Annotated in this window: 21 protein-coding genes and 2 pseudogenes; 9 read left to right on the top strand and 14 right to left on the bottom strand. The window is 47.4% G+C overall.

Annotated elements, in window-relative coordinates; all coding sequences use genetic code 11:
- Window positions 1–4 precede the first annotated feature (4 nt).
- A complete protein-coding gene (locus CIB36_RS02985) occupies window positions 5–565 on the bottom strand; it encodes a GNAT family N-acetyltransferase (protein ID WP_093988124.1) in 561 nt (186 codons plus the stop codon).
- 26 nt (window positions 566–591) lie between these two features.
- Window positions 592–1617, bottom strand: a complete 1026-nt coding sequence (locus tag CIB36_RS02980; protein ID WP_093988123.1) for an alcohol dehydrogenase catalytic domain-containing protein — start codon at window positions 1615–1617, stop codon at window positions 592–594.
- A gap of 465 nt (window positions 1618–2082) precedes the next feature.
- Here CIB36_RS02980 and CIB36_RS02975 point away from each other — a divergent pair, with 465 nt between their 5' ends.
- The 3 genes from CIB36_RS02975 (at window position 2083) to CIB36_RS02965 (ending at window position 5541) form a co-directional block, all read left to right on the top strand.
- Window positions 2083–3471 (top strand): SPFH domain-containing protein, encoded by a 1389-nt coding sequence (locus tag CIB36_RS02975; protein WP_093988122.1) that lies wholly within the window; start codon window positions 2083–2085, stop codon window positions 3469–3471.
- 109 nt (window positions 3472–3580) lie between these two features.
- The gene (locus CIB36_RS02970; protein ID WP_093988121.1) at window positions 3581–4675 is read left to right on the top strand and encodes a hypothetical protein; all 1095 of its coding nucleotides are present in this window, start codon (window positions 3581–3583) and stop codon (window positions 4673–4675) included.
- 68 nt (window positions 4676–4743) lie between these two features.
- Window positions 4744–5541: a TPM domain-containing protein gene (locus CIB36_RS02965; protein ID WP_093988958.1), complete on the top strand. Its 798-nt coding sequence runs from the start codon at window positions 4744–4746 to the stop codon at window positions 5539–5541.
- A gap of 155 nt (window positions 5542–5696) precedes the next feature.
- Here CIB36_RS02965 and CIB36_RS02960 read toward each other — a convergent pair whose 3' ends face one another.
- The 6 genes from CIB36_RS02960 to CIB36_RS02935 all read right to left on the bottom strand — a co-directional run bounded on the left by CIB36_RS02960 (window position 5697) and on the right by CIB36_RS02935 (window position 12906).
- On the bottom strand, window positions 5697–7034 hold the full coding sequence (locus CIB36_RS02960) for an FAD-dependent oxidoreductase (protein WP_093988120.1): 1338 nt from the start codon (window positions 7032–7034) through the stop codon (window positions 5697–5699).
- Between the two features lie 22 nt (window positions 7035–7056).
- Complete coding sequence (locus CIB36_RS02955) at window positions 7057–8343, bottom strand: FAD-dependent oxidoreductase (protein WP_203226423.1); 1287 nt, start codon at window positions 8341–8343, stop codon at window positions 7057–7059.
- Between the two features lie 75 nt (window positions 8344–8418).
- A complete protein-coding gene (locus CIB36_RS02950; RefSeq protein ID WP_229408171.1) occupies window positions 8419–9270 on the bottom strand; it encodes a carbohydrate ABC transporter permease in 852 nt (283 codons plus the stop codon).
- A gap of 18 nt (window positions 9271–9288) precedes the next feature.
- Window positions 9289–10236, bottom strand: a complete 948-nt coding sequence (locus CIB36_RS02945) for a carbohydrate ABC transporter permease (RefSeq protein ID WP_158662561.1) — start codon at window positions 10234–10236, stop codon at window positions 9289–9291.
- A gap of 74 nt (window positions 10237–10310) precedes the next feature.
- On the bottom strand, window positions 10311–11690 hold the full coding sequence (locus tag CIB36_RS02940) for an ABC transporter substrate-binding protein (RefSeq protein WP_093988117.1): 1380 nt from the start codon (window positions 11688–11690) through the stop codon (window positions 10311–10313).
- A 415-nt stretch (window positions 11691–12105) separates the two neighbouring features.
- Window positions 12106–12906: an IclR family transcriptional regulator gene (locus tag CIB36_RS02935; RefSeq protein WP_093988116.1), complete on the bottom strand. Its 801-nt coding sequence runs from the start codon at window positions 12904–12906 to the stop codon at window positions 12106–12108.
- A 456-nt stretch (window positions 12907–13362) separates the two neighbouring features.
- On the opposite strand from CIB36_RS02935, the gene CIB36_RS02930 reads away from it, so the two are divergent.
- Genes CIB36_RS02930 through CIB36_RS02920 form a run of 3 tightly spaced genes read left to right on the top strand, consistent with a single transcriptional unit; the run spans window position 13363 to window position 17758 of the window.
- Window positions 13363–14697, top strand: a complete 1335-nt coding sequence (locus tag CIB36_RS02930; protein ID WP_093988115.1) for an FAD-dependent oxidoreductase — start codon at window positions 13363–13365, stop codon at window positions 14695–14697.
- A 21-nt stretch (window positions 14698–14718) separates the two neighbouring features.
- Window positions 14719–16056 (top strand): FAD-dependent oxidoreductase, encoded by a 1338-nt coding sequence (locus tag CIB36_RS02925; RefSeq protein ID WP_093988114.1) that lies wholly within the window; start codon window positions 14719–14721, stop codon window positions 16054–16056.
- A gap of 31 nt (window positions 16057–16087) precedes the next feature.
- Window positions 16088–17758, top strand: a complete 1671-nt coding sequence (locus CIB36_RS02920; RefSeq protein WP_229408170.1) for a thiamine pyrophosphate-dependent enzyme — start codon at window positions 16088–16090, stop codon at window positions 17756–17758.
- 174 nt (window positions 17759–17932) lie between these two features.
- Here CIB36_RS02920 and CIB36_RS02915 read toward each other — a convergent pair whose 3' ends face one another.
- Window positions 17933–19303 (bottom strand): beta-galactosidase trimerization domain-containing protein, encoded by a 1371-nt coding sequence (locus CIB36_RS02915; protein ID WP_158662560.1) that lies wholly within the window; start codon window positions 19301–19303, stop codon window positions 17933–17935.
- Between the two features lie 241 nt (window positions 19304–19544).
- On the opposite strand from CIB36_RS02915, the gene istA reads away from it, so the two are divergent.
- Together istA and CIB36_RS02905 are read left to right on the top strand one after the other, a co-directional pair.
- Window positions 19545–21113, top strand: a complete 1569-nt coding sequence (gene istA, locus CIB36_RS02910; RefSeq protein WP_093987658.1) for an IS21 family transposase — start codon at window positions 19545–19547, stop codon at window positions 21111–21113.
- The gene (locus CIB36_RS02905; RefSeq protein ID WP_093987802.1) at window positions 21103–21846 is read left to right on the top strand and encodes an ATP-binding protein; all 744 of its coding nucleotides are present in this window, start codon (window positions 21103–21105) and stop codon (window positions 21844–21846) included. Before istA ends, CIB36_RS02905 begins: the two co-directional genes overlap by 11 nt.
- A 70-nt stretch (window positions 21847–21916) precedes the next feature.
- Here CIB36_RS02905 and CIB36_RS02900 read toward each other — a convergent pair whose 3' ends face one another.
- Window positions 21917–22498, bottom strand: a complete 582-nt coding sequence (locus tag CIB36_RS02900; protein WP_093988112.1) for an alpha-amylase family protein — start codon at window positions 22496–22498, stop codon at window positions 21917–21919.
- 382 nt (window positions 22499–22880) lie between these two features.
- On the opposite strand from CIB36_RS02900, the gene CIB36_RS02890 reads away from it, so the two are divergent.
- Window positions 22881–23633 (top strand): EFR1 family ferrodoxin, encoded by a 753-nt coding sequence (locus CIB36_RS02890; protein ID WP_093988110.1) that lies wholly within the window; start codon window positions 22881–22883, stop codon window positions 23631–23633.
- Window positions 23634–23691: 58 nt separating this feature from the next.
- Here the strand turns inward: CIB36_RS02890 and CIB36_RS02885 are convergent, their stop codons facing one another.
- From CIB36_RS02885 to CIB36_RS02870, 4 genes and pseudogenes are all read right to left on the bottom strand, one after another.
- Entirely contained in the window at window positions 23692–24045 is a 354-nt protein-coding gene (locus tag CIB36_RS02885; RefSeq protein WP_093988955.1) for a molecular chaperone Hsp90, read from the bottom strand.
- Between the two features lie 213 nt (window positions 24046–24258).
- Window positions 24259–24528: pseudogene (locus tag CIB36_RS02880) on the bottom strand (aldo/keto reductase); the annotation flags it as partial.
- Window positions 24529–24558: 30 nt separating this feature from the next.
- Window positions 24559–25347: pseudogene (locus tag CIB36_RS02875) on the bottom strand (SDR family oxidoreductase).
- 8 nt (window positions 25348–25355) lie between these two features.
- Window positions 25356–25685, bottom strand: a complete 330-nt coding sequence (locus tag CIB36_RS02870; protein ID WP_093988108.1) for a carboxymuconolactone decarboxylase family protein — start codon at window positions 25683–25685, stop codon at window positions 25356–25358.
- Window positions 25686–25694: the final 9 nt, after the last annotated feature.

Raw genomic sequence — 25694 nt, 5'->3', positions numbered from 1 at the left:
TTGTTCATTCTTTGCAGATTAATAGGTCCTCCCGGATCATTCCATACAGATCGCAGTCTTCAAAGCCCTGATGGCTTCTGTATTTTTGTCTGGAATGCCCCTCCAGGCACATCCCGGCCTTTTTCATCACCCGACCGGAAGCGGGATTGTTCACAGAATGATATGCCTCCACACGGTTGAGTCCAACCTCCAGCAATGCAAAGGAAAGCACCCTTCGCAGCGCCTCTGCCGCAATCCCGCGCCCCCAAAACGCTCTTCCAAGACAATAGGAAACCTCAGCCACTGAATCATATTCATGAACCAAAAGTCCAATCGCCCCGATCACCTGATTTTCCCTTTTTTGTGTAATAGCCCAATGATAAAAATCCTCCCTTTGGTAGGACTTTTCCACTTCCCGAAGAAAAGCCCTTCCCTGTTCTACGGTTTGATATGCATCCCAGCGCATATACCGAGCGGCCTCCAAGTCAGACAGCCAATTTTCAAATGCCGCCTGCGCGTCAGCTTCTTCAAATCTGCGCAATACCAAACGGGAAGTTTCCAATGCGCATGTTCCTTTATGGTGCATGGATCTCTCCGCTCCTGACTAGATACTCATTCATTGTTGATAATCACCTTAATTGTTTCGTTTGGATGTTCCAGCGCCCAGCAAAATGCCTCTTCTGCTTCTTCCAATGTATATCGCTGTGTGATCATTTCCCTGCCGTTGATCCTGCCGTCGCCAAGCCAGATCAAGGCGGTGTCAAACGCATTCGCATACCGGTTCACACTCAGATAAACCAACTCTTTGTCTATCATATCTGCAATGTTCATTTCTACGGTATTCCCGTTCGGCCAGCCGACCTGTACAGCACACCCGCCCGGCCTCGTTACGGTAAAAAGCTGAGCTGTTGTGACCCGGTTCCCGGCTGTTTCAAAGACTACATCACCCAGATTATCCATCGGTGTTTCGGTACTGCCGGCATGGATCACCTCGTCGGCACCCATCCGTAATGCTGCCTGCAGCCGTTCTTCCACCACGTCAACGCAGATCACCCTTCCGCCGCCTGCCGCTTTGAAGGCTTGTACTGTCAGCAGTCCAATCGGTCCGGCGCCCAGCACAACGCCAGTCGCGCCCAAACGAAACTGCGCCCTCTGAACCGCGTGAATCGCTACGGCGGCCGGCTCGGCTAGGGCAGCCTCCTCCATGGAGAGGTCTTCCGGGATAGGAAATACATAATTTTCGTTGACACAGATATAATCGCAAAACGTCCCATTGATCGGCGGTGCAGAAAGAAACACCACCTCTGGGCACAAATTATACCGTCCAGCTTTGCAGAAATGGCAGTGCCCGCAAGGGATCCCCGGCTCGATCACCACACGGGTCCCTTCCGCATAACGTTTTGCCTCCGGACCATTCTGAATAATGGTTCCGCTCGCCTCATGGCCGGGCACATATGGCTCGTCGACCACAAAGTTTCCTAATCTTCCTTCATGGAAAAAGTGAATGTCAGAGCCGCAGATGCCATTGGAGGCAATCTTGATCAATACCTCATTCCCCTTTGGCGCAGGAGCCTCCTCCTTCACCAAATACAGATGATGCTCCTTGTTTAAAAAGAGCCTCCGGTTTATTTGTTTCATCTCTATTCCCCCTTCTCAAAAACACGGCCGATAATATGTCGGATGGAATGTCTAAAAGCCGTGCCATTATTTTCTGCTGTGGGCTAGCCCTCAGGCGCCCTTTGGCTGGATTGTATCATATGCGCTGGCAAATGTCTACCTAAATTTTTGATAAAATTTCAACCTTATTGTTGTTAGAACTGTCTTGATCGTTTTTTATCTTCCATGATTAAAAGGGATGGCTAAAAGAACTAATCTTTATTTCATTTTCTGCCATTGAAAATTTGCTTCAAAATATGCTATGATATATCATAGGTTTAATATAATACAAATATATTTTGGGGATACCGCATAAGAGCATGTATTCTGATTTTTATTAGTTTCATGTGGGTAAACGCTTTTGCATCCAGCATTTTTTGTAAATATTGTTCCGGCAAAAAATACGGATGCTATCAGGCGAAAGCCACATCTGGAAGGAGTTTTACTATGGGTTTGATCAAAGCCGGCGTCGGCGCATTCGGTGGTTCTCTTGCGGATCAATGGAAAGAGTTTTTCTACTGTGAAGCAATCGACAAAGAAGTATTAGTAGTGAAAGGGCAAAAACAGATCAGTGGACGTTCCTCCAATACAAAGGGGAACGATAACATCATCTCCAACGGCAGCGGTATCGCCGTGGCGGATGGACAATGCATGATCATTGTAGAACAGGGCAAAGTGGTAGAGGTCTGCGCTGAGCCGGGTGAATTTACTTATGACAGTTCTTCCGAGCCAAGTATTTTTTCTGGAAGTCTTGGCAGCAGCATTTTAGAAAGCTTTAAAACGATCGGAAAACGCTTTACCTATGGCGGAGATACCGGCAAAGACCAACGGGTCTACTACTTCAATACCAAAGAGCTGATTGACAATAAATTCGGCACGCCCAACCCGATCCCTTTCCGGGTAGTAGACGCAAAAATCGGGCTGGATATTGATGTGGCCGTACGGTGCTGGGGCGTATACTCTTACAAAATCATCGATCCCCTCCTGTTTTACGCAAATGTGTGCGGCAATGTCGAGCAGGAATACACCAGAGAGGAGATCGACAGCCAGTTAAAGCACGAATTTATTGCGGCTTTAAATCCGGCATTTGGAAAACTGTCTGAGATGGGGCTTCGTCCCAACCAGATCGTGACCCATAATACTGATTTAGAACACGCCATGAATGAGATCCTGTCATCCAAATGGGGTGAGACCCGGGGCTTAAAGGTGGTCAGCGTGGCGCTGTCGTCGGTCACCCTGCCGGACGAGGACGCCGAACTGATCAAACAGGCTCAAAGGACCGCAATCATGCGCGATCCAACCATGGCGGCGGCAACTCTGGTCGAAGCGCAGTCTGACGCTATGAAAGCGGCGGCAGCCAATGAAAGCGGCGCAATGACGGGCTTTATGGGATTTGGCATGGCACAGCAGGCAGGCGGCGTCAATGCGCAAAACCTTTTTGCGATGGGACAGCAAAAGGCGACTTCTTCTGGATCTGCTCCGGAAACATGGAAGTGCTCCTGCGGGGCGACAGCAGCCGGGAAATTTTGCCAGAACTGCGGGGCAAAACGACCGGAACCTGTACAGGCAAGTGAATGGCAGTGTTCCTGCGGAGCAACTGCCAACGGGAAATTTTGCCAGAACTGTGGGAAACCCAAACCTGTGGATACCGGTTGGATCTGTGACTGCGGAGCTGTAAATCAAGGCAAGTTCTGTCAAAACTGCGGTTCTAAAAAGCCGGCAGGGGCTCCCCTGTACCGCTGCGATAAATGCGGCTGGAAACCGGCAGACCCGACGCATCCTCCAAAATTCTTTCCAGAATGCGGAGATGCATTTGATGAAGATGATCAGGAATAAGAGTCTCGTGCTCTGCATGAACATCGATCATTAAAAAGGGCTTTTTCTTTATCAGTCAATATTAGGGGTGTTGCCCGCTGTGGCATAGCCCATAAAAGGAGGATCATCAGTGGCGGTTCTACAGCAATACAAATGCCCTTGCTGCGGTGGGGCGATCGAATTTAATATAGGTGCGCAAAAGATGAAATGCCCGTATTGCGACACCGAATTCGAGATGGAAACGCTTAAAGAATATGACGAGGAACTGAAAAACGATAAAGCGGATGAAATGCAATGGGAAACACAGCCCGGAAGTGAGTGGCGGGACGGAGAAACCGATAACCTGCGCTCCTATATTTGTCAATCCTGCGGCGGAGAGATCGTGGGCGATCAAAATATGGCAGCGTCCTCCTGCCCTTACTGTGACAATCCCATAGTGGTTATGGGACAGTTTTCCGGCGCTTTGCGTCCTGATTATGTGATCCCGTTTAAACTGGATAAAAATTCGGCAAAGGCTGTTTTTAAAAAGCATCTAATCGGAAAACGTCTTTTGCCAAAGGTTTTTAAAGATGAAAACCACATCGATGAAATCAAGGGGATCTATGTGCCTTTCTGGCTTTTTGATACCGATGCCGAAGCCAGCATCCGGTATCGTACAACAAGGGTACATACTTGGAGCGACAGCAATTACAACTACACTGAAACCAATTATTACTCGGTATACCGTGCCGGCTGTATCGGCTTTGAACGGATCCCGGTAGATGGTTCTTCAAAAATGGCAGATGACCTAATGGAATCCATTGAGCCCTATGACTTTTCTGAGGCCGTAGATTTTCAAACTGCCTACCTTTCTGGATATTTCGCAGATAAATATGACGTTGACGCGGGGCAAAGCATCGACAGGGCGAATGAAAGGGTAAAACGTTCTACCGAAGAAGCGTTTGCCAGTACCGTAATAGGATACACCACAACGGTCACTGAATCGAGCAATGTCCGTCTTTCAAACGGGCAGGAAAAATATGCTTTCTATCCAGTATGGCTGCTCAACACGACCTGGAACGGGCAAAGGTTCACCTTTGCTATCAACGGTCAAACCGGAAAATTTGTCGGCAACCTGCCGGTAGATAAAAAAGCCGCGAGGCTGTGGACATTTGGATTAACCGCTTTATCCAGTGCGTTGATTTACGGTGTGGCATGGCTTTTATGGCTTGCCGGGATCTTATAGAAAGTCAACCCGGCCCTTATTCCCCAAGAAAGGAGTGCTTTCGCTTTGCGAAAGCGATGGTCATCAGTATGAAAAAAATATTATCTTTCGCATTGTGCGCCTTCATCTGCTGCCTGTTTGCCGCTGTTCCGGCGCTGGCTGCAAACGAGGGATACAAGCGTTTGATGGATGAGGCCGATCTTTTAACATCTGCTGAGGAATCTGCCTTGCTTGCCGAATTAGATGAGATCAGCGAACGGCAGGGCATGGATGTTGTCGTTGTCACCGTGTACAGTCTGGAGGGCAAGAGCCCCATGAATTATGCAGATGATTATTTTGATTACCATGGATATGGCCAAGGAAACGATCACAGCGGGGTATTGCTGCTGCATAGCCCGGAGGAACGCGACTGGTGGATCTCCACCTGCGGCTATGGGATCGAAGCCTTTACCGATGCAGGGATTGACTATATCGGCGAGCTGATCACGCCAAATCTTGCCGACGGCGATAATGCCGCGGCATACCATACCTTTGCCGAACAGTGTGATCGTTTCATTTCACAGGCCAAGACCGGTGAGCCTTTTGATACCGACAGTCTTCCCCGTGAACCGTTATCCTGGATATGGATCGCAGTTTCTATTGCAGCCGGGTTTGTAATTGCCCTGATCATCGTTGGTTCTATGAAATCAAAGCTGAAAATGGTACGCTTTCAGGCGGGGGCCAATAGTTATCTCCGCCAAGGCAGTATGAACGTAACAGAAAGCCGCGACCTGTTCCTCTACCGGCATGTTTCCCGTACTGCGAAACCAAAGAGCAGCTCCTCCGGCAGCAGTACTCATTCCAGCTCCTCCGGCAGAAGCCACGGCGGAGGCGGCGGTAAATATTAAATGGAAATAATTTAATTGTTGCAAAAAACGCATTGGCCTAATAGGGCCAATGCGTTTTTTGTTCTGTATTCCGTAAAAAGCTTCGTTCCTTCAGCAAACCAATCAGCGGCTGCAAGAAAACTACCAAGCTGCAATCATAACTATTGAAAAAGCTGTTAATCGATTCTGACTCGTTGTCCGCGCAATTCTTTTTGCAGCGCCTTAATATCAACATTTCGCGGCAAGACATCCTGCCGGATAGATAATGCGCTGGCAGTACCTGCCGCCTGCCCTGTCACCATAGCAAAATCTACCTGCCGGGTAATCGTGGTAGCCCGCCTCATAGAGGAACAGCAACGGCCGGCGACCAGCAGGTTTTCCACTTCTACCGGAACAGTGATGCGGTAAGGCACCTGAAAATATGCCTCTGTAAAGGCTGGAAGCACTCCTTCCGCGCCGTCCATGCAGACAGGGTAAACCCCGACAGAGTCCTCAAAACGCTTTTCATCAAACACATCTTTAAACTGCATTCGGTATTCCCCAACGATCCTTCTTGTTTCACGGATGCCAATGGACATGGCAAAATTGCGGAGCTTGGCGTTTTCAAACCCCTTTTCATATTTACGAAGGATCGGGATAATTTCGACAATGCTTTTCCGTGACTCGATCTCTGCCTTAGTTAGGCTAAGGACATCTGTCCCATCAGCCGGATACCAACAATGATTGAGCGCCGTCAGTTCATTTTTTGTCTTATAATTATAAATAAAGGATTTGTTCGTATATTTTGGCATTATTTCTCCTGCCTCGCGGGCCTTTTGAATGCCATGGTACATTTTTTTGTGCATCACAGGATGCCTCTGCGAAGGATCAGAGTCCGCTTCTGCCTCCACAGCGTCAACATCAATATCTGTAACGCCGTAAACAAGGGTAGCCCCCAGCAGTTCCCCAATGCCAAGCTCCCCAGTTGGTTCCTCCGCCATGACGCAGGACACTCCCGCGCGGTAAGCAATATCTGCGTCTCCAGTGCAATCGACCACCCGCTTGGCTAAAATCGCCTGCCTGCCCGACTTTGATTCTGTCACGATCCCGATGATTTTGTTCCCATCCATCAGCGGCATAACGCCCATGCAATGTAAAATCGGGGTAACGCCATTTTCCTGTATGTATTCATCGGCTATATATTTAAACATCTCTGTATGATAGGCGATCGAAACAGCAGGCTTGAAAAAACTCTTTTGCACAGCCCCCATTGCGATCATCTTCTGGTCAAGGTCTTCAACTACGCCGCCGGGCATCGTTGTGCGTTCTTCCCGCCACCAAGACGGCGGCTCCATCGAGGAAATCGAAATCAGCCCGCCCAAACATCCGTATTGTTCCACAAGGATCGTTTTAGCGCCGGTCCTTGCCGCGCCCACAGAGGCCGCGATCCCAGCCGGCCCTCCTCCAACGACTACTACATCTGCTTTCATCAAAACCGGAATTTTGTGTTCCGGCTCTGTGATCATTTCACACATATTGCTTCCTCCTATCCCGAAGCTAAAAAACTTGGACTCCCTGCTGCTGTAAATTTTTTTGCAACAGGTCGATTGAAATATCCCGAACCGGCACTTTCTTTTGAATCGACAGCGCGCTGGCAATTCCCGCGGCCTGGCCAGTGATCATGCAAAAATCCACGCCACGCGTTGTGTGGGTCGCATCTTTTGTGGCGGAAACCGACCTGCCAGCCACCAGCAGGTTTTCGATCCCTTGAGGGAGCATAATGCGGTAAGGGATTTGAAAATGAGCACCCGTTAATGCGGCCCTGCATATTTTGGGCCCATCCATGCAAACCGGATATACCCCTACCGAATCATCAAATTGCCGCTCGCCGGTAATGTCCTCCATGGTAAGCTGATAATCCCCAACGATCCGCCTTGTTTCCCGAATCCCCACTGCGGCGGCAAAATGCCGCAGGCACGCTTCTTCAAACTCCGGCTCATATCTGCGCAGAAGCTCTAAGGTATCCAGCGCCTCTTTCCGGGAAAGAATTTCCGCCTCGGTAAGACTGAGCACATCATTTCCATCAACAGGGACCCGGACCCTGTTGATAGCCGTCACCTCGCCCTGCGTCATCCGGTTAAAAATGATCTGGTTTTGGAAGCCGTGGGGCGGGATCGGGTAATGGTTTTCCCGTGCTTTTGAAAAACCATCGCTGATAAATTCATGTCGGATACGATCGAGCATTTCTGGATGCTCCTTCAAATTCTCACGGACTTTTGGCACATTTACATTGGAAGCGCCAAAAATCAACGTCCCATACATCATATTTTCCTTTTCATCACCGCCTAGACTGCATTTTTCAAATGGCGCACCGCATTGGGCGGCAATATCAGCGTCTCCGGTGCAGTCGATCACCCGCTTTGCCAGAATCGCCTGCCTGCCCGATTTTGATTCGGTAAAAACACCTTTCATGCTGTCATCTTCCATATACGGCTCTGTGACAAGGCAGTGATAAATAGGGGTTATATGGTGTTCCTCTAACAGTTCATCTATTACGAATTTAAGCGTTTCCGTATCGTAATTATACGAGGCGGAGGGCTCAAATAAAGGCTTTTCAGCCGCTCCGCAGGCAAGCATTTTTTGTTCCAGCAATGCCTGCACCCCACCTGGCATTACGGTATCCTTCTGCCTGCACCAAGAGGAGGGCTCCATGTTGCAGATGGCCGGAATCCCGCCTAAAAAGCCATAGCGCTCTGCAATGATAACAGAAGCGCCGGCATCCGCCGCGCCAATTGCGGCCGAAATCCCTGCCGGTCCCCCGCCGACCACCAGTACATCTGCCAAAGCTAGGACTGGGGTCTGTCGGGAAGGCTCAGTGATTTTTTCAGTCGTTTTTCAGTTCCCTCACATTCGTCAAGACTAGTCTTTAATTCCCGTTGTGGCGATTCCCTTGACAAAGTATTTCTGTGCGCTGATAAACAGGATAAAGATCGGAATCAGTGATAAAACAGATCCGGCCATGATATATCCGATACTGCTTGTTTTCAGCCCTTTAAATTCCATAACTCCCAGCGGGATGGTATAAAGAGGACGGTCAGTAATAAACATCAATGGGTTTTCATAATCGTTCCAGCAAAAAACAAAGGTAAATACGGTAAATGCCGCAATTCCGGCGGAGACCAGCGGAACCGCGATCCGCCAAAACAATCGAAATTCATTGCATCCGTCAATTTTACCCGCTTCAAACAATTCGCTTGGCAAAGAAGAAAAATATTGTTTGAGCAGAAAGGTCCCAAATGTTGAAATGCTGTTTGGAAGAATGAGCGCCCAAAAAGTATTATAAATCCCCAAAAAGCGGTAAATAACCAGCCGCGGCACCAAAAGCATCGTGTTGGGGAACATCAGCGTTGCCAGATACAGAAGAAAGATGATATTTTTCCCCTTAAAATTGATCCTTGCAAAGGCATATCCGGATAACAGGCTGGTAATTACCCCGCCGATCGTCGATAAAACAGTTACATAAATGGTGTTGCCATAGTACTGATAAAACGGCAGTATCCCAGACCAGACATTTGTATAGTTGGAAAGGATCGGATCTTTCGGGATCCACTGGATCGGAAAGGTAAAAATGTCGCTTTCCGGTTTAAACGAGGCCGACAGCATCCACAGAAACGGCAAAATCATAGTTAGGCCAACCAGCAGCATTAAAATGGTCAAAAGCAGCTTAACGACCTTTTTTCCTTTTAATCCCATATGGGTTTTGGGTTGCATCGCAAAACCTCCTTCCTATTATCCTTCATGGACCCATTTGTCCGAAAACTTGAGTTGTATGAATGTGATGATGAATACGAAAAGAAACAGGATAATAGACGCACTGCACGCATAACCGATTTTATTGTATTCTACCGCCTGCTCGTAAACATAATATACGGTCACCATGGTAGAATCCCCCGGCCCGCCGGTGGTCATGACCTTTACCAGCGTAAACACATTAAACGAACCAATAATACAGTTGATCAGGACGAAAAATGTAGTGGGCGAAACCATTGGGATCGTAATTTTGAAAAAGCATTGCACCGCATTTGCTCCGTCAATTTCTGCGGCCTCGTAAAGGCTTGCCGGGATACATTGCAGGCCGGCGATAAACAGCACCATATAATACCCAACCGCCTGCCATACCCCAATGATCATCAAAGCCGGCAAGGCTGATTTGGAAGAAGTGATCCAGCCCGGAACATTTTCTATCCCAACGCTCCTCAGCAGGCTGTTGATCGGTCCATAGTTGGGAGAATATAAACTCGTCCAAACCATAGCGACCGCAACCATAGAAGAAATATACGGCATGTAGATCATTAGCCTTACCAAACTTCTGCAATGGATTTTGTCATTGATAATAACAGCAAAAATTAACGCCAGCACCACAGTAAACGGCACGACGATCACTGCATATTGGAACGTGTGCAGCAAGGAGGTCAAAAAAGTGTCATTATGAAAGAGCTCTATAAAATTATCTATTCCAGCAAATTTGATCCCCGAAAACCCAGAAACAAGATTCCACTCGGTAAATCCAAGTAAAAAAGAACAGATGATCGGTAAAAACCGGAAAATGACAAACCCGATAAAGCTTGGCAGCAGAAAACACCAGCCAATGAGCGTGCTTCTGCGCCTGCTCCTTTTGGCGACCAGCCTGTTCAAGTTGGATATTTCGTGACGGTCTAGTTTTGTTGCTATTGTCACAGTATCACCCCCTATGTGATAAAATTCCCCTGAACAAATGGGAACTAAGTCCCATTTGTTCAGGCAGATGGAAATTATTTTGCTTTTGCAATCAATTCGTCTGCATTTGCTTTCAAATCATTTATTGCTTCTTCCGGTGTTTTCTCATTAAAGAAGACCTGCTCGATCTGTTTATCCATCTCGCCTACAATTTCGGACTGGGCAGTTGCTATCGTGGTAAATTTCAGGCCAGGAACACGGGCGATCTCACTTTCCGGGCTGGTGTAAGCATGCAGCATTTCTTCGGTGCTGACTCCATCACAGGAATAAATTTTGTCAATACAGATTTTTTCAATTTCTTCTGTCGGGAAATATGAAGCGGTTGGCTGCATGTATTTTTCTGCCACGCATACGTCGGGGCGTTCAATACAATACCATTTCATAAATTCAAAGGCTGCATCCTTATTTTTGCTGTTTGCTACCATGCTTAAATCACTAAATTCATACATCGTCTGCAACGGGTCGCCTTTCTTTTCTACCGGCAAGGTAACAACGCCGACCTCAAAATCATGGGCGTTATCCGGTAAAGACCCCCAGTTTGAAACCGGATAGGTCGCAACGATATCCATAGCATATCCGCCCTGATAAAACAGCGCGATTCGGTTTGCCTGCGCGTCTAGACTAGCCTCTGCAAACTCGTTAAATGGTTTTTGGGCACCTGCCTCCTGAAGGTCGTACAGCCACTGCAAGCTTTCTAAAAACGCGGGGTCATCAAAATTGCTGGCGCTTCCGTCTTCCTTATACATCGCATTAAGGCCCAGCTTCAAACCAGCCCGGTAATACCATGCTTCTTTGGGCATAAAACAGGTGCCGTATACGCGGTTCACCCCTTCGCCAGATGAAACTTTCTTCGCGATCTCATCAAATTCATCCCAAGTCCAGCCCTCCTGCGGATAATCGACTCCTGCTTCATCAAAGATAGATTTGTTATACATAACGGCAAACATCTTGTTCGCATATGGCATAGAATAATGGTCGCCGTTCACAGTAGTGATTTCGCTGGCCGCCGCGCCGAACACCTCTTCATAGTCAAGGTCGTTTTTCTCAAAATACTGGTCCAAGCCTTCCAAAAGGTTGTTTTCTACCCTTAGCTGCAAATGATCCGTAGACCACTGTGAAGTAACATCCATCGGCTCATTTGCCATGAGCATTGTGTTCATCTTGATCATTGCGTCTGGTGAATCAGGAATCGGCTTATATGTAAGGTGTATGTCGTCGTGGGTTTCATTAAATGTTTTTTCCATCAGCTCCATTTCCGGAACAGGAGTCCAGTGGTAAAAAATCACTTCTGTCTTCCCGTCTGCAGTTTTCCCACCTCCGCTTGTGTCTGGGGCGTCAGAAAAATCACCGCATCCAGTTATCATTCCAGCCGCAATACCGCCCGCCAGAATCATCGACAACAGTTTTTTATTCATTTGTGTCTGCCTCCTTCATAACTTTAAAATTTAAGCTTGCTGCGCCTATCAAGATTACCGTAACTTCAGCTGTTCCAGAACACCCGCCTAAAATCCCCTAACCCAAAATGAACTTTGCCGGCATTTGCATTTTATATTAAGGGATTTTATATAGCGGACTTTCGTTTCCTATCATCCTTCTGGAAAATATCGCTATGGGTAACAGTAATTTTGATAATCAAAATTGGATCTTAATATTTCGCTTGCGTTTATACTGTATTATTTTACGAGGATAAAAATATTTTTGTGTATATTTTTCTGTTCATTTTAATAATAAAAAGAATATTTTGTTATATAAAATATTCTTTTTATACAAAAAATAGAACATAAAAGATAAGAATTTTGTATTCTTCCTTTGATGTTCTATTTTTATTCCTTAATTTTGAGATCGAATCAAAATATTTGACCCTAATAATTTGGACAGCTTATCGGCAGTTTGTATTAGGAAGCTAAGATTTTTTTGTATTTTTTCATCCGTCATTCTAAAAATCGGCCCTGTTACACTTAATCCCGCGATGATTTTTTGGGTATAATCCCGGATCGGGACGGCGATGCAGCGGGCTCCGATTTCACATTCTTCGTTGTCAAACGCATACTGGTTTTTTCTAACGATCTGCAGCGTTTCCATTAGCCGCCCCTTGGAAACGATCGTTTTTTCTGTAAAAGACGGAAGCCCCTTTTCGGCAATCAGCTTATTGATATACCCCTCATCATGATCCAACAAAAGCAGCTTCCCCACACCGGTGCAGTGCATGGGCGCCCGGCTTCCGATCCTCTGCATGGTGCGCAGCATCTGATCAGGGCCAGAGATAAATCCAATATACACGACTGTCATATTTTCTTCGATCGCCAGACAAACCGATTCGCCAAACCGTTCAGAAATTTGTTTCATATATGCCTGGGAAATATCAAATAGCCGGATTTCCTCGCTGACCATATTTGCAACCGAACAAATTTTAAAGGTCAAATAGTATTGTAAGGTGGCTGGATTTTGCGCAACATATCCGCAATCCATAAGGGAAACAAGAAAGCGCAGCACTGTGCTGGAATTTGAACCCAAGGCCTGCGCAATATCCTGTAGCCGCATCGGATTGCGGTTACGGGCAAGCAGTTCGATCATCCTCATTGTTTTTTCTGCCGAATAATTTTTTGCGGTCGGTTTATCAGATTGTTTCATGTTTAAATCCTCCAGTTATGATTCAAAAGCTGACTGTAATTTAAAAATAATCTTTTGAATCAGTATTACAGCACACGGTTTTAATCAGTCAAATTTCATTTTAACTATTAAAATACAAAAAAATTATTTGATACACTGTTTTTAAATGAATATTCTAATGATTTGACGAATATTCAAAATCTATTTTTAATAAATAAAACTAAGGGCTTTTCTTTCGTGACAGGTTATAAAAAGTTAAAAGAAAGGAGGAAAACATTTCTATCCATAAAATTTAAGATTAAATGGGGTGGTAAAACGCAAAAATTATAATTTTATGGCCGCACATTACAGACTTCGTGGCATTTTAAAGCGAGCCGCCAGCAATTAACAGCCAAACAATAGAAAAAACAGTTAGAACCGTATCAGTTGATACTATAATGATACGCCTGTTTCAAAGCAGGAAAGGAGCGTGGAGTGATGAATGGAAAAACAGTCCGAGACTGTGCGCATGAAATACCAGTATTGATGGAGTGCGACGTACTGGTAGTGGGCGGAGGCCCTGCCGGAATGGCGGCTGCTGTTGGTGCAGCACAGGCTGGCGCGAACACAGTTATTATGGAGCAATATGGGTGTCTGGGCGGAAATATCACGCTCAGCGCAGTGGAAACGCCTTCCTGGTACCGGCAGGAAAAAACCACTATGCCGGGCGGTGTCGGAACAGAGATCGAAAAACGAATGATCGCTCTCGACGCAGCGGTTCGGACCTCCTTTCGTCCATCTGTAGGGTATTCATACGACACAGAAGTATTCAAATATATGGCGGATCAGATGATCAAGGATTACCGTATCACACCGCTTTATCATTGCCTTGGCACGATCCCTTATATGCAGGGTCATACTGTATGCGGCGTGATTACCGAGTCTAAATCCGGAAGAACAGCGGTTTTGGCCAAACGGGTAATTGATTGTACCGGGGACGGCGACATCATGGCCCGTGCAGGTGCCCCATACGAAAAAGGAAGCCCGGAAAACGGGCAACTTAGCGCCGGAACGCTAAAATTTTTCCTAACTAATGTAGACATTCCCAAATTGGAAGCGGCAATGAATGAAGATCCTATGAGCCGGGATCCCTATGTACATAAGCTGTTTTATAAAACATTTCAAAAGGCGATCAACGCAGGAGAAAAGCCGCTGGAAAACAGCCTAAACACCATGTACTATACTCCCATGCCTCCTCACGACATCAATGTCAATCTGGCCACTTATGACCGGGAGCTCGATGGAACAGATGTGCTCAGCCTGACCAGATCGGAAATCAAGCTGCGCAAGGAGGTTATGAAAGTAATCAAACGGTTTCATCAGTATGGAAATGAAGAAGGCCTTGGAAAGGCAAAGCTACGGAACTTCGCTATGACTGTTGGTGTCCGTGAAACCCGTAGGCTTGTATCAGAGCACAGGATAACAGGACGGGAAATCTTGGAGGGAGAGCGGTTCGAGGATACAGTTGGTATTTTCCCGATTTATATGGACGGAGAAAATATCAAGAAAATCCCCTATACCGATGAATATTTTCAGATCCCATTTCGGATCATTGTTCCTCAAAAAGTAGAAAACCTGCTTTGCGCAGGGCGTTGTGTATCCTGTACAAGAGACGCTGTTCCAACAACACGACAGATGGATTTTTGTATGGTGACTGGCCAGGCCGCCGGGGTTGCAAGCGCACTTTCTATCCAACAGGAAACGAGCAGCCGGAGCGTATCCATCTGTTCGGTGCAGCAGGAGCTGGAGCGCCAGGGAGTCAGGGTATTCTAACAAGGAAAGCGAGGGGTAAGCATGAGCCGATCAATTTTTGAACCAGAAGCACAAATTCCGGTCCTTGCCGAATGCGATGTTCTTGTTGTTGGCGGAGGGCCTGCCGGGATCGCTGCCGCTGTCGGCGCAGCACGTACAGGAGTAAAAACGATCGTTGTAGAGCGCTATGGATGCTTAGGCGGTATTTTGACTACCTGTTCCATGGAAACACCGGCATGGTGGCGGGATGAAAAAGCAGTTATGCCGGGTGGAATCTTTGCAGAACTAGATGACCGTTTAGTAAAAGCAGGTCTTAGCCAACATTGCTTTTTCCGCCCCGGTACGGGAAGGGCATATGACACAGAAGCATTAAAATATGTTGCAGATGAGCTTATAGAAGAGAACGGTGCGTTCTCTATCCTGCATTGCTTAGGGGTTTCCCCCATCATGGATGGAGACCAGATCACAGGCGTTGTCACGGAATCAAAATCTGGCAGGCAGGCAGTTTTAGCCAAACGGATCGTAGACTGTACCGGAGATGCAGATATTGCTGCCAGAGCCGGGGCAGCCTTTGTCAGCGCAGAGGAGCCCACCGGATCACTTCCAGCAGGGCAGCTATATAACGGCACGATCGTCTATGGGTTGAGCAACGTTGATACCAGACGCTTTGAGGAAGACGTGGATCGCGATCCCATGTCCCGTCACCCGATTCTTCACCGGCTTTGCCATCATTATCTTGACGATGCCGAACGTGACGGGATCCCTGTTCCGGAAGGGATGCGCAAAGGGTTCGTTTATAACATGGTGGAAACGGATGCGCTCCCGGCCCTCAACCAGACACAGCTCCCGGTAAATGGAACAGACGTTATTAGCTTGACTCAAGCTGAAATCCTGGGAAGAGAAGCCGTTATGAAAACCATTCCAATCTATCGGAAATATGCCCCAGGGATGGAACATGCCCGGTTACGGTATTTTTCTATGGGCATCGGCATCCGGGAAACACGGCGGATCGTTGGGGAATATACGCTAAACCTGCATGATATCTTTGAGTCAAAGGAAAATTCGGAGTCGATCGGAGTATATCCGTTCTGCTGCGATGGCGCTGAGGGGACCATTCCCGCCTCTACTGACCGGCATTTTCAGGTGCCCTATCGTATCACAGTTCCGCAAAGGGTGGAAAACCTTTTGGTGGCCGGCCGCTGCGTATCCGCACAGCGCCGCTGCTACGGGGTTTCCAGAATGGTGAATTTTGCTATGGTGACCGGCCAGGCCGCCGGAACAGCAAGCGCGGTCGCAGTAAAAGATGGTGTGTCTTCCCGCGATGTCAATATCACTGATCTACAAAAAGAACTACAACATCAAGGGGTAAAAATAAAATAAACTGATCACAGAGGATAAAGGAGAGAGCATCATGAAAATGAAGGCATCAGAGGCAATTGTAAAAATGATGGAAATGGAAGGGATCACCGATGCATTCGGCATCCCCGGAGCAGGGATCAACGGGCTATATAAATATATGGCGCAGGCGAATATCCGCCATTACTGCCACCGCCATGAGGAGGCTTGTGTCCATGCGGCCGGAGCATATTTCAGGGCAAGCGGACGAATGGCAGCCGCGCTTTGCACTTCCGGCCCGGGGGCAACCAATTTTGTAACTGGAATCTATACCTGCAATATTGACAGTATCCCTGTTTTGGCAATCACTGGCCAGGCCGTCCGGGCACAACTGGGGAAAGATGCATTTCAGTGTGTGGACATTGCAAAAATTTGTGAGCCTGTAGCAAAGAAAACCTATTGCATAGTAGATCCAGAAGAGGTCCCAGTTGTTTTTTCTGAAGCGATACGCATTGCCAAGGAAGGAAAACCGGGCCCTGTTTTGATCGACCTGCCGCTCGACGTTCAAAATGCAGAGATCGACTTCGAGCCTTCTGCATACCAGCCGCAGTCTTTTCAGATCCCCTCCCCGAAGCCTGAGGAGATCGCCACAGTCCTTGACATGATCCAAGCAGCGAAAAGCCCGGTTATGATCATGGGCGGCGGCGTGATTTTAGCGGAAGCCGCAGAGGAATGCGTCCGTTTGGCAGAACAGCTTAATATTCCGGTCATCACAACTTATATGGCAAAAGGCGGGATCCCGGCAGGACATCCGTTAAATGCGGGGCACTGTGGAATCCAAGTGGGCCAGCCCATCGGCAATAAGGTGTTCCTGCAATCTGATTTGGTGCTTGGGATCGGCTGTCGGTTCAGCGACCGCCATACAGGAAATTTAGATACTTATGTAAAGGGAAGGAAGTTTATCCACATCAATATCGCAGAGCAGGAGATCGGAAAAATTTTGACGCCTGAGCTGGGAATCGTCGCAGATGCAAAGCTGACAATTGAAGCGATGCTAAACGAAGCAAAGACAAGAAATATTTCCATAAGCCCTCAAATCGTGCCGCAGCTTCCTGCGCTGAGAAAGGAACTGGCTAGAAAGGTGGATTATGATTGTAAACCGATCAATCCACACCGTGTATTCGGGGAACTGAACCAATTCTTTGGAGATGAGACTATTTTTACAACCGGCTGCGGGATCACGCAAATCTGGTCGGGGCAATTACAGGATATCAACCTACCGAGAAGATACTTGCCCTCCGGCGGTTCCGGCACATTAGGATATGATATCCCGGCTGCCTTTGGGGCAAGTATCGCAACCGGAAAACGCGCAGTGGCTGTGATGGGTGACTTTGGTTTCACCTTCCATGTACAGGAGCTGGCGGTTTGCGCCAAAAACCACATCCCAGTCATTGTAGTGATCGTAAACAACGCCTATCTAGGGCTGATCCGCCAAAACCAAAAAGGGGCATACGGCTATGAATATGCAGTAGAAATGTCTGAAAACCAAGGAATGGTCGACTATGTGAAGGTAGCAGAGGGGTTTGCCTGCTACGGGGAACGGGTGTTTGACCCGGCTGATATTCCAGCAGCTTTACAGCGTGCAGTCGATAGTGGGAAACCGGCGGTAATTGACATCATCTGTGACCCTCAAGTGGACTGCTCTATGGGCACCTCATTGGATAATGTAAAGGAATTTGTCTATTAAAGCGATCGTAAAATACCATGGCTGTCTTGCTGCGGCTAAATCAAAATACCCAAAAGTAACCGTTCTTTAAAAGGATAACGCTGTCGCTGTTAATCTAGCATTATATCAATAGCCCCCGGCATAAGCCGGGGGCTATTGATATAATACCTAAATTGCGTCGTAACTCTCTCAGGATCATGACAATTCTACGATCGCATAGCCATTGATCTCTGGAATTGTAACGCTTCCGTTCTCCATGGGCAGCGGAATATTTTCCGGAACAAGCCTGGCCGACGAAAACGCCTTTGGCAGTTCTAATTTTAATGTCACGTTATGCAAAACCGTTCTCTCTTCAACAATGTCAATAGTCGCGCTCTTCCTTACTGGAATGTAAGATAAAATATGAACAGCCGCGCGGCCTTTGTCCTCCTGATCTAATAGGCTAACCGTCATGGTAGACGGACCGTTATGACGAACCAAGCGCGTGGGCAGTAAGCAGTCGATCGCGTTAGAAACCAGCTTTTTGCACCAGAACGGAGCATTGCTTCGATACTGCCCAAACAGAGGATGGCTAAATAAAATTACATTTCCGTTTTTCACCGCCGCAGGATATGCCGCCCCTTTTGCAGAAGGCGTATATCTGTGCGAGCAGAAACGGTCTCCCTCCCGTTTAAAGTATGGCGCACGGGCGGTCAAGATCGTTTTACCCGCAGTTGGGTCTAAAGATACGCCCTGCTGATAGATCACATATTCATTCTCCGGCTCCAACCCAGCCGCAAGCGCTCCAGCTGTAACGATGAAATCCGGATATTGTTCAGTTTCTCCGCAGTATTCTGTGCCAAAACAGGACGGATACTTATTTTCCTCAGATAAACCGCCCTTTGCGCAGGCAATGATCCTGCCGCCTTGTTTCACGTAACCGTCTAATTTCTTTCGGACAGATTCTGTAACCACAAAATCATCCAGCAAAAACAACAAAGGGTAGGCAGAAAAATCCATCTCTGAATCGATCACATCAAACTGGATCGCCAGTTCTTCCAACATCTGTGAAGCCCCCATCAGGCTGTCAGATAGCTGCTGTTCGTAATTTGGATCTTCATTAGTCAAAACCGCCGCTTCTACAAGCGCCTTAGACGGCCTTGCCCACTCTTCCCGTTCTTCCATTTGCCCAAATACATTTCCGATCAAACGATAAGCGGCCTTTCCAAGCGTTCCGTTTGGTTCCAGCTGGTCTCCAATCGAAGCCGCAAAGCCATAGCTCAACATGCGGAAACATTCAAACTCCAATGCAGCAAGATTTTTCAAGCTATGGAAATCGCCCCATTCGGTGTGGAATTTTCCGGTCATCCCCATGCAGTCTTTCCCTAATGTCCGGGCATAGCGTGCGGTAATTGGAAAATGCAAATACCCCCACGCGCCGGACGCCAGGCTTTCCAGTTCAAAATGAGAATATGCGTCCCTGCTTTCTTTGGTGCAAGGGCCAATATGTCCTGCATTATAGAAGATCGTACAATCTTTTTTGTATTTATGCACGACTTCGCTCATTTCCCTTTTAAAACGATCCATCACGAATTTTGCAAATCTGCGGACCGCCATATCGTCAGCGGCGTCTATCTGAATATTTCACGCTATGAGGGCCATCGATACGCTTTTGAGATCCACCAGTACACATAAGTGATCCACCATTGATCAGTTCATGCAATAGATCCGCCCCGATGCCGAGAGGCCAGGTTTTTACTTCAGCTATTCTTTTGTAGAATCTTTATTGGAGAAATAGTCTCCGATTCTATGAAAGGAGGCCGAAAACATGGCCAAAAAGATTAACGTGAAGCTGATACTGGAGCTTCGCAGTGCCGGGATGGGGCGGAATGCAATCGCCGCCAGCAGGCACATTTCAAAGAACTCTGTCGGTGATGTGTTCCACATCGCTGACAGGATGGGCATATCCTATGAGGACATCGCCCAGATGGATGAGGATACGGTTTACCGCAAGTTTTATCCGGACAAGTTTGCCCTGGAAAGCTTGTATGACAAGCCGGATTACGAGTATGTCCATCAGGAACTGAAACGTACGGGCGTGACGCTGAAGCTCCTTTGGCAGGAATACCAGGACAAATGCAGGGCGTCTGGCAACATTCCCATGGGATATACGAAATACTGCCAGGGCTACAGCGAATACACGATTGTAAACAAGCTTACGAACCACCTGGAACATAAGCCCGGCGTTGCTGTGGAGGTAGATTGGTCAGGGCCTACCATGACCTATGTCGACACTTCCACAGGGGAGATCGTAACCGTATACCTGTTTGTAGGGACACTGCCCTACAGCCAGTACTCCTACGTGGAACCCTGCCGGGACATGAAGATGGACAGCTTTATCCGCGCCCACATCCACATGTATGGGTTCTTCGGCGGGGTTGCCACGCGTCTTGTCTGCGATAACCTGAAGACGGGCGTTGTATCCCATCCCAGAGAAGGGGAAGTTGTCCTGACTGCGGATTATGAAGCCCTGGGCAGCCACTACCAGACAGCCATCATGCCGGCAGGCATCTGTAAACCCAAACAGAAAGCTTCCGTGGAAGGCACAGTGGGGAAGATTGCAACAGCGATCATCGCACGGCTGAGGAACGAGACTTTTTACAGCTTTGAGGATCTGAAAGCTGCCGTTGCAAAAAAGCTCTACGGCTTCAACCACGATAGTTTCCAGAAACGTGAAGGGAGCCGCTATGACGCTTACCTGGATGAGAAGCCGTTCCTGCATCCACTGCCGTCTGTCCCTTATGAGATCGCCACGTGGGTCTATGGCAGGAAGGTAAACATCGACTACCATGTCGTCTTTGAGTATAACCGGTACTCTTGTCCTTACCAGTACGCCAGGAAGAGTGTTGACCTAAAGGTTACGGACAGCACCGTGGAGATCTACAGCGGTTCTGCTCGCATAGCCACGCATAACCGCTTCCCGGCTGGCCGGAGGAACCAGTATTCCACCCATCCGGAAGATATGCCGGATAAGTTCAAGTTTTCCCCATGGGATGATATCCGGATCAAAAACTGGGCACGATCCATCGGCGATTATACGGTACAGGCGATTGACCGTATCTTTGAGGGGGTTCCCATAAAAGAACAGGGCTATAACCCTGCGCTGGCCGTCCTGAGACTGAGCAACAAATACTCCGAAGCGCGCCTGGAAGCTGCCTGTGAGTTTGCCATCACCAGCGGGATTAAAAAGCCCCGTTACCACCATCTTAATTCGATCCTTGCATCCAATCAAGATGAGATTTACGTAGAGCGCAAAAAAGCAAATGCAAAGGACCATTCCCAGATGGGATACCTGAGGGGAAGCAGCTATTACGGAGGTGGCAGAGATGATCAATGAAGAGACCAGGCGCAAGCTGCGTGAAATTAATCTGGGCGAGGCAATCAAAGGGCTGGAGGTACAGCAGGCGGATCCTGCGACAATAGCCCTGCCCTTCGATGAAAGGATGCAGCGGCTGGTGGACTACATTTACCAGGAGAAATACAATGGGAAGATACAGCGGCTGATCAAGTCAGCAAAGCTCCGTTTTCCGCAGGCAAACCGGCAGGGAGTCATCTATGCCAGCCGCGGATTAAACAGGGAGCTCATTGAGAACCTGTTCAGTGGCCAGTACATCGGTTTGCACCAGAGCATCATCCTCCAGGGATTTACCGGTTCAGGGAAGACCTACCTGGCCTGTGCCCTGGGAAAAGAAGCCTGCCTGAACCATGTCAGGGTACGGTATGTCAGGCTGCCTGATCTGCTAATGGAGTATGGGGACTCCACCGTAGTTGCCGGGAATCAAAGGAAGCTGCTTGAACGTTACAGCCGGATACCTCTCCTGATACTGGATGAGTGGCTGGTGTCTGACATATCGGATGCGGAACTCTACTTCCTGTTTGAACTTATGGAAAGGCGCTCGGATACAACCTCTACCATCTTCTGTACACAATACCGCAAGGATGACTGGGTGAAACGTCTGGGCGAAGGAGTACGGGCAGAAGCGATTGTAGACCGTTACGCATACACAGCCTTCTGGATTGAAACTGGCAGCACCAATATGAGGGAATACTGTGCCAAGCATAAAAGGTAAAAAACACACCGGTGGATCCCAAAAGCGTATTGCTGGGTCTGAGAGAAAAATCAGTGGGTCTGAGCAAAGCTCAGACCCGGATCCCTTGGCGTGAAATAATCACTATCCCCAGCTTCTTCATTTCAGCGCGGCAGGAAGCGCACCAGCAAGGACGGATCCCAACAATATCAAAGAAAATACCATCCAGCTCATCACCCAGCAATTCACAGACTTCGGCCGTATGCGCTTTTAAAAATTCCCAATAGCTGGTATTCACACAAAGCGACTGATAAAAACCCGGCTCGGTGAATGGGCCGCCTTCATGAGAACCGTCTTTTTTACGGATCAGCCATTCCGGATGTGTGCTGGCAGAGTGATAATCCCACTGCACCGTAATATATACCGGGGCGTTGATCCCCTTTTTATGCAAAGCCCTTACCTGGTCGAGCAAAAGGTTTTTATATTCAAGATGTGGATGAACAAGTTCCGGAAATCGTTCCGACGGGTAATAAAGCCAGCCGTGATGGCAGCGTGCAAATACAGTCATAGAGTTGACATGGGCTTCTTTCACTGTGTTTGCAAAGTCTTGCGGATCAAACCGCGCCCCGATCCCCGGGATATTTTCTGAGGTGTGGAAGTCAAGGTGTACTTGACGGGAACAAAGTTGTTTCATAGCGTTTTTCCTTTCACTTCAAATTTTTATAGCCAGATCAGCCTAGGCCAAAACAACATAAAGGGGGCCGTGCCCTTTTTCTATACAGTTTGTTTCGCCGCAGATATACCCCATACTAATACCCAGTCTTTTCTTGAGCATATCTTCCTTGTTGTCCGCGCCCGCCGCTTCATTTGATTCTATTGTATCACAAATCCTGCCACAATCAACTTTGTAAAAATATTTTTGATAAATGATTTCTCTCATGTCATTCTAAAACAAAGGTATCAAAAAGAAAGCCTTTCATAAACTAAGAAAAAAAGTTTACAGAAGGTTGGTTAAGTGATGCTTGTTTTTTAACTGCACGTTTCGTATAATATTTGAAGAATAGGAGGGTATTTTGATGATTCTATATTTTTCAGGAACAGGAAACAGCGAATATGTGGCAAAGCGAATCGGCAAAGAAACAAACGATACTGTGATCAATCTTTTTGAAAAAATCCGAAACAATGATATTTCAGAAATGTATTCGGAAAGCGCTTGGGTGGTCGTTGTTCCCACCTATGCATGGAGAATCCCTCGTTTGATAGAGAAATGGCTGGAGCAGACAGCACTTAACGGAAACAAGAATATTTATTTTGTGATGACCTGCGGCGAAAATATTGGAAATGCAGGCAAATATCTGGAAAAGCTTTGTCTCAAAAAGAAAATGAGCTATCATGGGTGTATGGGGATTATCATGCCGGAAAATTACATTGCGTTATTTTCTACGCCGAATGAAGAAACCGCATTACAGATTATTGAACGGGCGGAAAGCGTAATCGATCAAGCTGCAGCTCATATTAAAAGAGGAAGCTTATTTCCTCAAGCCAATATTTCTTTCAAAGATAAAATAATCAGTGGCATAGTAAATGATTTTTTCTATCCAACAACGGTTCATGCAAAAAAATTTTACGCGACGGATGATTGTATATCCTGCGGAAAGTGCTCCAACGTATGTCCGCTTCATAATATTCGTATGAATAACGGAAGACCTATATGGGGAAATCACTGCACGCACTGTATGGCCTGTATCTGCCGTTGTCCAACAGAAGCGATCGAATATGGAAAGCACAGCCAAGGGCTGCCTCGCTATTTTTGTAAAAAAGAAGTCTAAGAAAAAAGACTGTCCCGTATTGGGACAGTCTTTTTCTCTAAAATTGATCTTCTGTTTTTTATAATGCAGCCAGCTTTTTCAAGATCGCTTCTGCCGCTGCGCATGCCGGACAATCACAATAGCAGGAGCCATTTGCCTTGATCTCTTCTGCGTGAGCTTTAATATTTTGGGCAGCATCTTGTCCAAAATACTCCTCCCCTGTTTCAGAACCCGCAAAACCGATCAACTGATCGATCGGCATAATATCCGCTTTTAGTTCGTTCATATACTTTTCTGTTTCTGCCGCTTCGTTTTCTGTTCCGACCGCTTCAAGCCAAGTCGCGGCCACTTCCTTTAATTCTGCGCAGCATGTTGGCGACTGGACTAGTTCCTGTGTTTTTTCTTTCATAAACTGCAGCAATTCCTTTTCCATAAACACAACATCTCCTTTTCCCATTCAAATATTCCCTTACGGAACTTTATCTACCACAATCATATTGTATTCCAGTGCTTTTGTCAATCACTTAGAGATACAGCAGGATAAAAACCATTTTCCTAAGACCTCGCCATGAAAGCGAGCATAGCCGGCATATTGTAAGGTCAGCCTGCTCCATAAGAATTTTCGTTTACCAGCAAACCGTTTGTTTCACTTGGCACTATGGCCGCCAAAAACCTCAAACTGCATGGTTTCCAGCTTGGAGTCGATCATCGAGATCTCCTCCGGAGCCAGAATAATATTTCCCGCCTCAAAATTTTCCCGCAGCCGTTCCGGTTTTCCGGAGCCGGGGACCGCTACAATATAAGGCTTTTTGCAGAGCATCCAGGCAAGAGAAATTTGTCCCATCGCAACATGCTTTTCTTCTGCTATATCAGTGAGCAGCGCTAAAAGATCCTTTGCTTTTTCATAGCCTTCTTCCCCATTTCTTTTCTCCTTCGTCTCGCAAAGTTATATATGTGCATTTGGTTTCAGCGGGCCGTAGAAATAGCTGGCCGTCATGCCGCCGTCGACCAGGAAATCTGCACCGATAATAAACGCACCCTTGTCACTCATAAGCAATTCTGCTACATTTGCGATTTCATCCGCCGTTCCGGGACGGCCCGCCGGGCAATTTTCAAACATATTCTTATAAAAATCTCCGCGGGGTCCATTAAATTCATCAATAGCAAGCGGCGTCACAACGATCCCAGGAGAATACGCGCCACCTTTGCACTCCATTTGACCGCCTCTGCCATAACACGCCTCTCATTACATCGCTTCGCCAGCTGATAGGCATGGAGGGTATCCCTGATATTTTCCGGCCGTAAAAGCTCTAACGCCAGCAGTTATTCACAGGGGGTACAGGCAAGCTGCTCATCCTCTTTTTCTGTCAAAGCTGGCATACGATGCCCGGACTGGCTGGAAATGATTATCTCCACACCGCCGGGAGCAATGACCTTTCCTGCCTCCTCTAGCAGCACGGCAGTCCCATAGAGATCAACCTTCAAAATCGCCTCAATGGGAACCACTCCTGCTGCATTTATCAGCATTGTGACAGCGCCATACTTCTGTCCTTCCGCATAGATCCATTTCTACCGGTGTTACACCAAAGCCTGCGCCTTTCATGACTTCAGTCGTTTTTTGGGTATTTTCCAGTTTTTTATCACCCACAATGATCTTCTTATCATATCCTATTCTACGGGCGATCGCCATTCCGATTTGGCCTGCGCCTACCCATAATAAGACTTCTTTTCTCATATTTTTGTCTACAGCCCCTCATCCCATACTTCCTTTGCCATGTAAAACGCCGCCCATGCTTTGGGCCAACCCGCATAGAAAGCGGCATGGGTCAAGACCTCCGCGATCTCGGCTTTAGTGATCCCGTTTTTCTTTGCATTTTCTAGATGGAAACGGAACGAGGAGTCCACCAGCCCCTGAGCCATCAGCGCTACAACAGTCACAAGACTGCGGTCGCGCAGGGAAAGCTCCTGCTCTCTGCTCCATACTTCCCCAAACAACACATCATCATTCAACTCAGCAAATTTCGGCGCAAATGATCCAAGGGAATCTCTGCCCGCAGTTTGTTTTACCGCCATGTTGCATTC

The sequence above is a fragment of the Massiliimalia timonensis genome, assembly GCF_900186585.1.
Classification (GTDB): domain Bacteria; phylum Bacillota; class Clostridia; order Oscillospirales; family Ruminococcaceae; genus Massiliimalia; species Massiliimalia timonensis.
The sequence above is the reverse complement of the archived record's forward strand: the minus strand, read 5'-3'. Positions and strand labels throughout refer to the sequence as shown.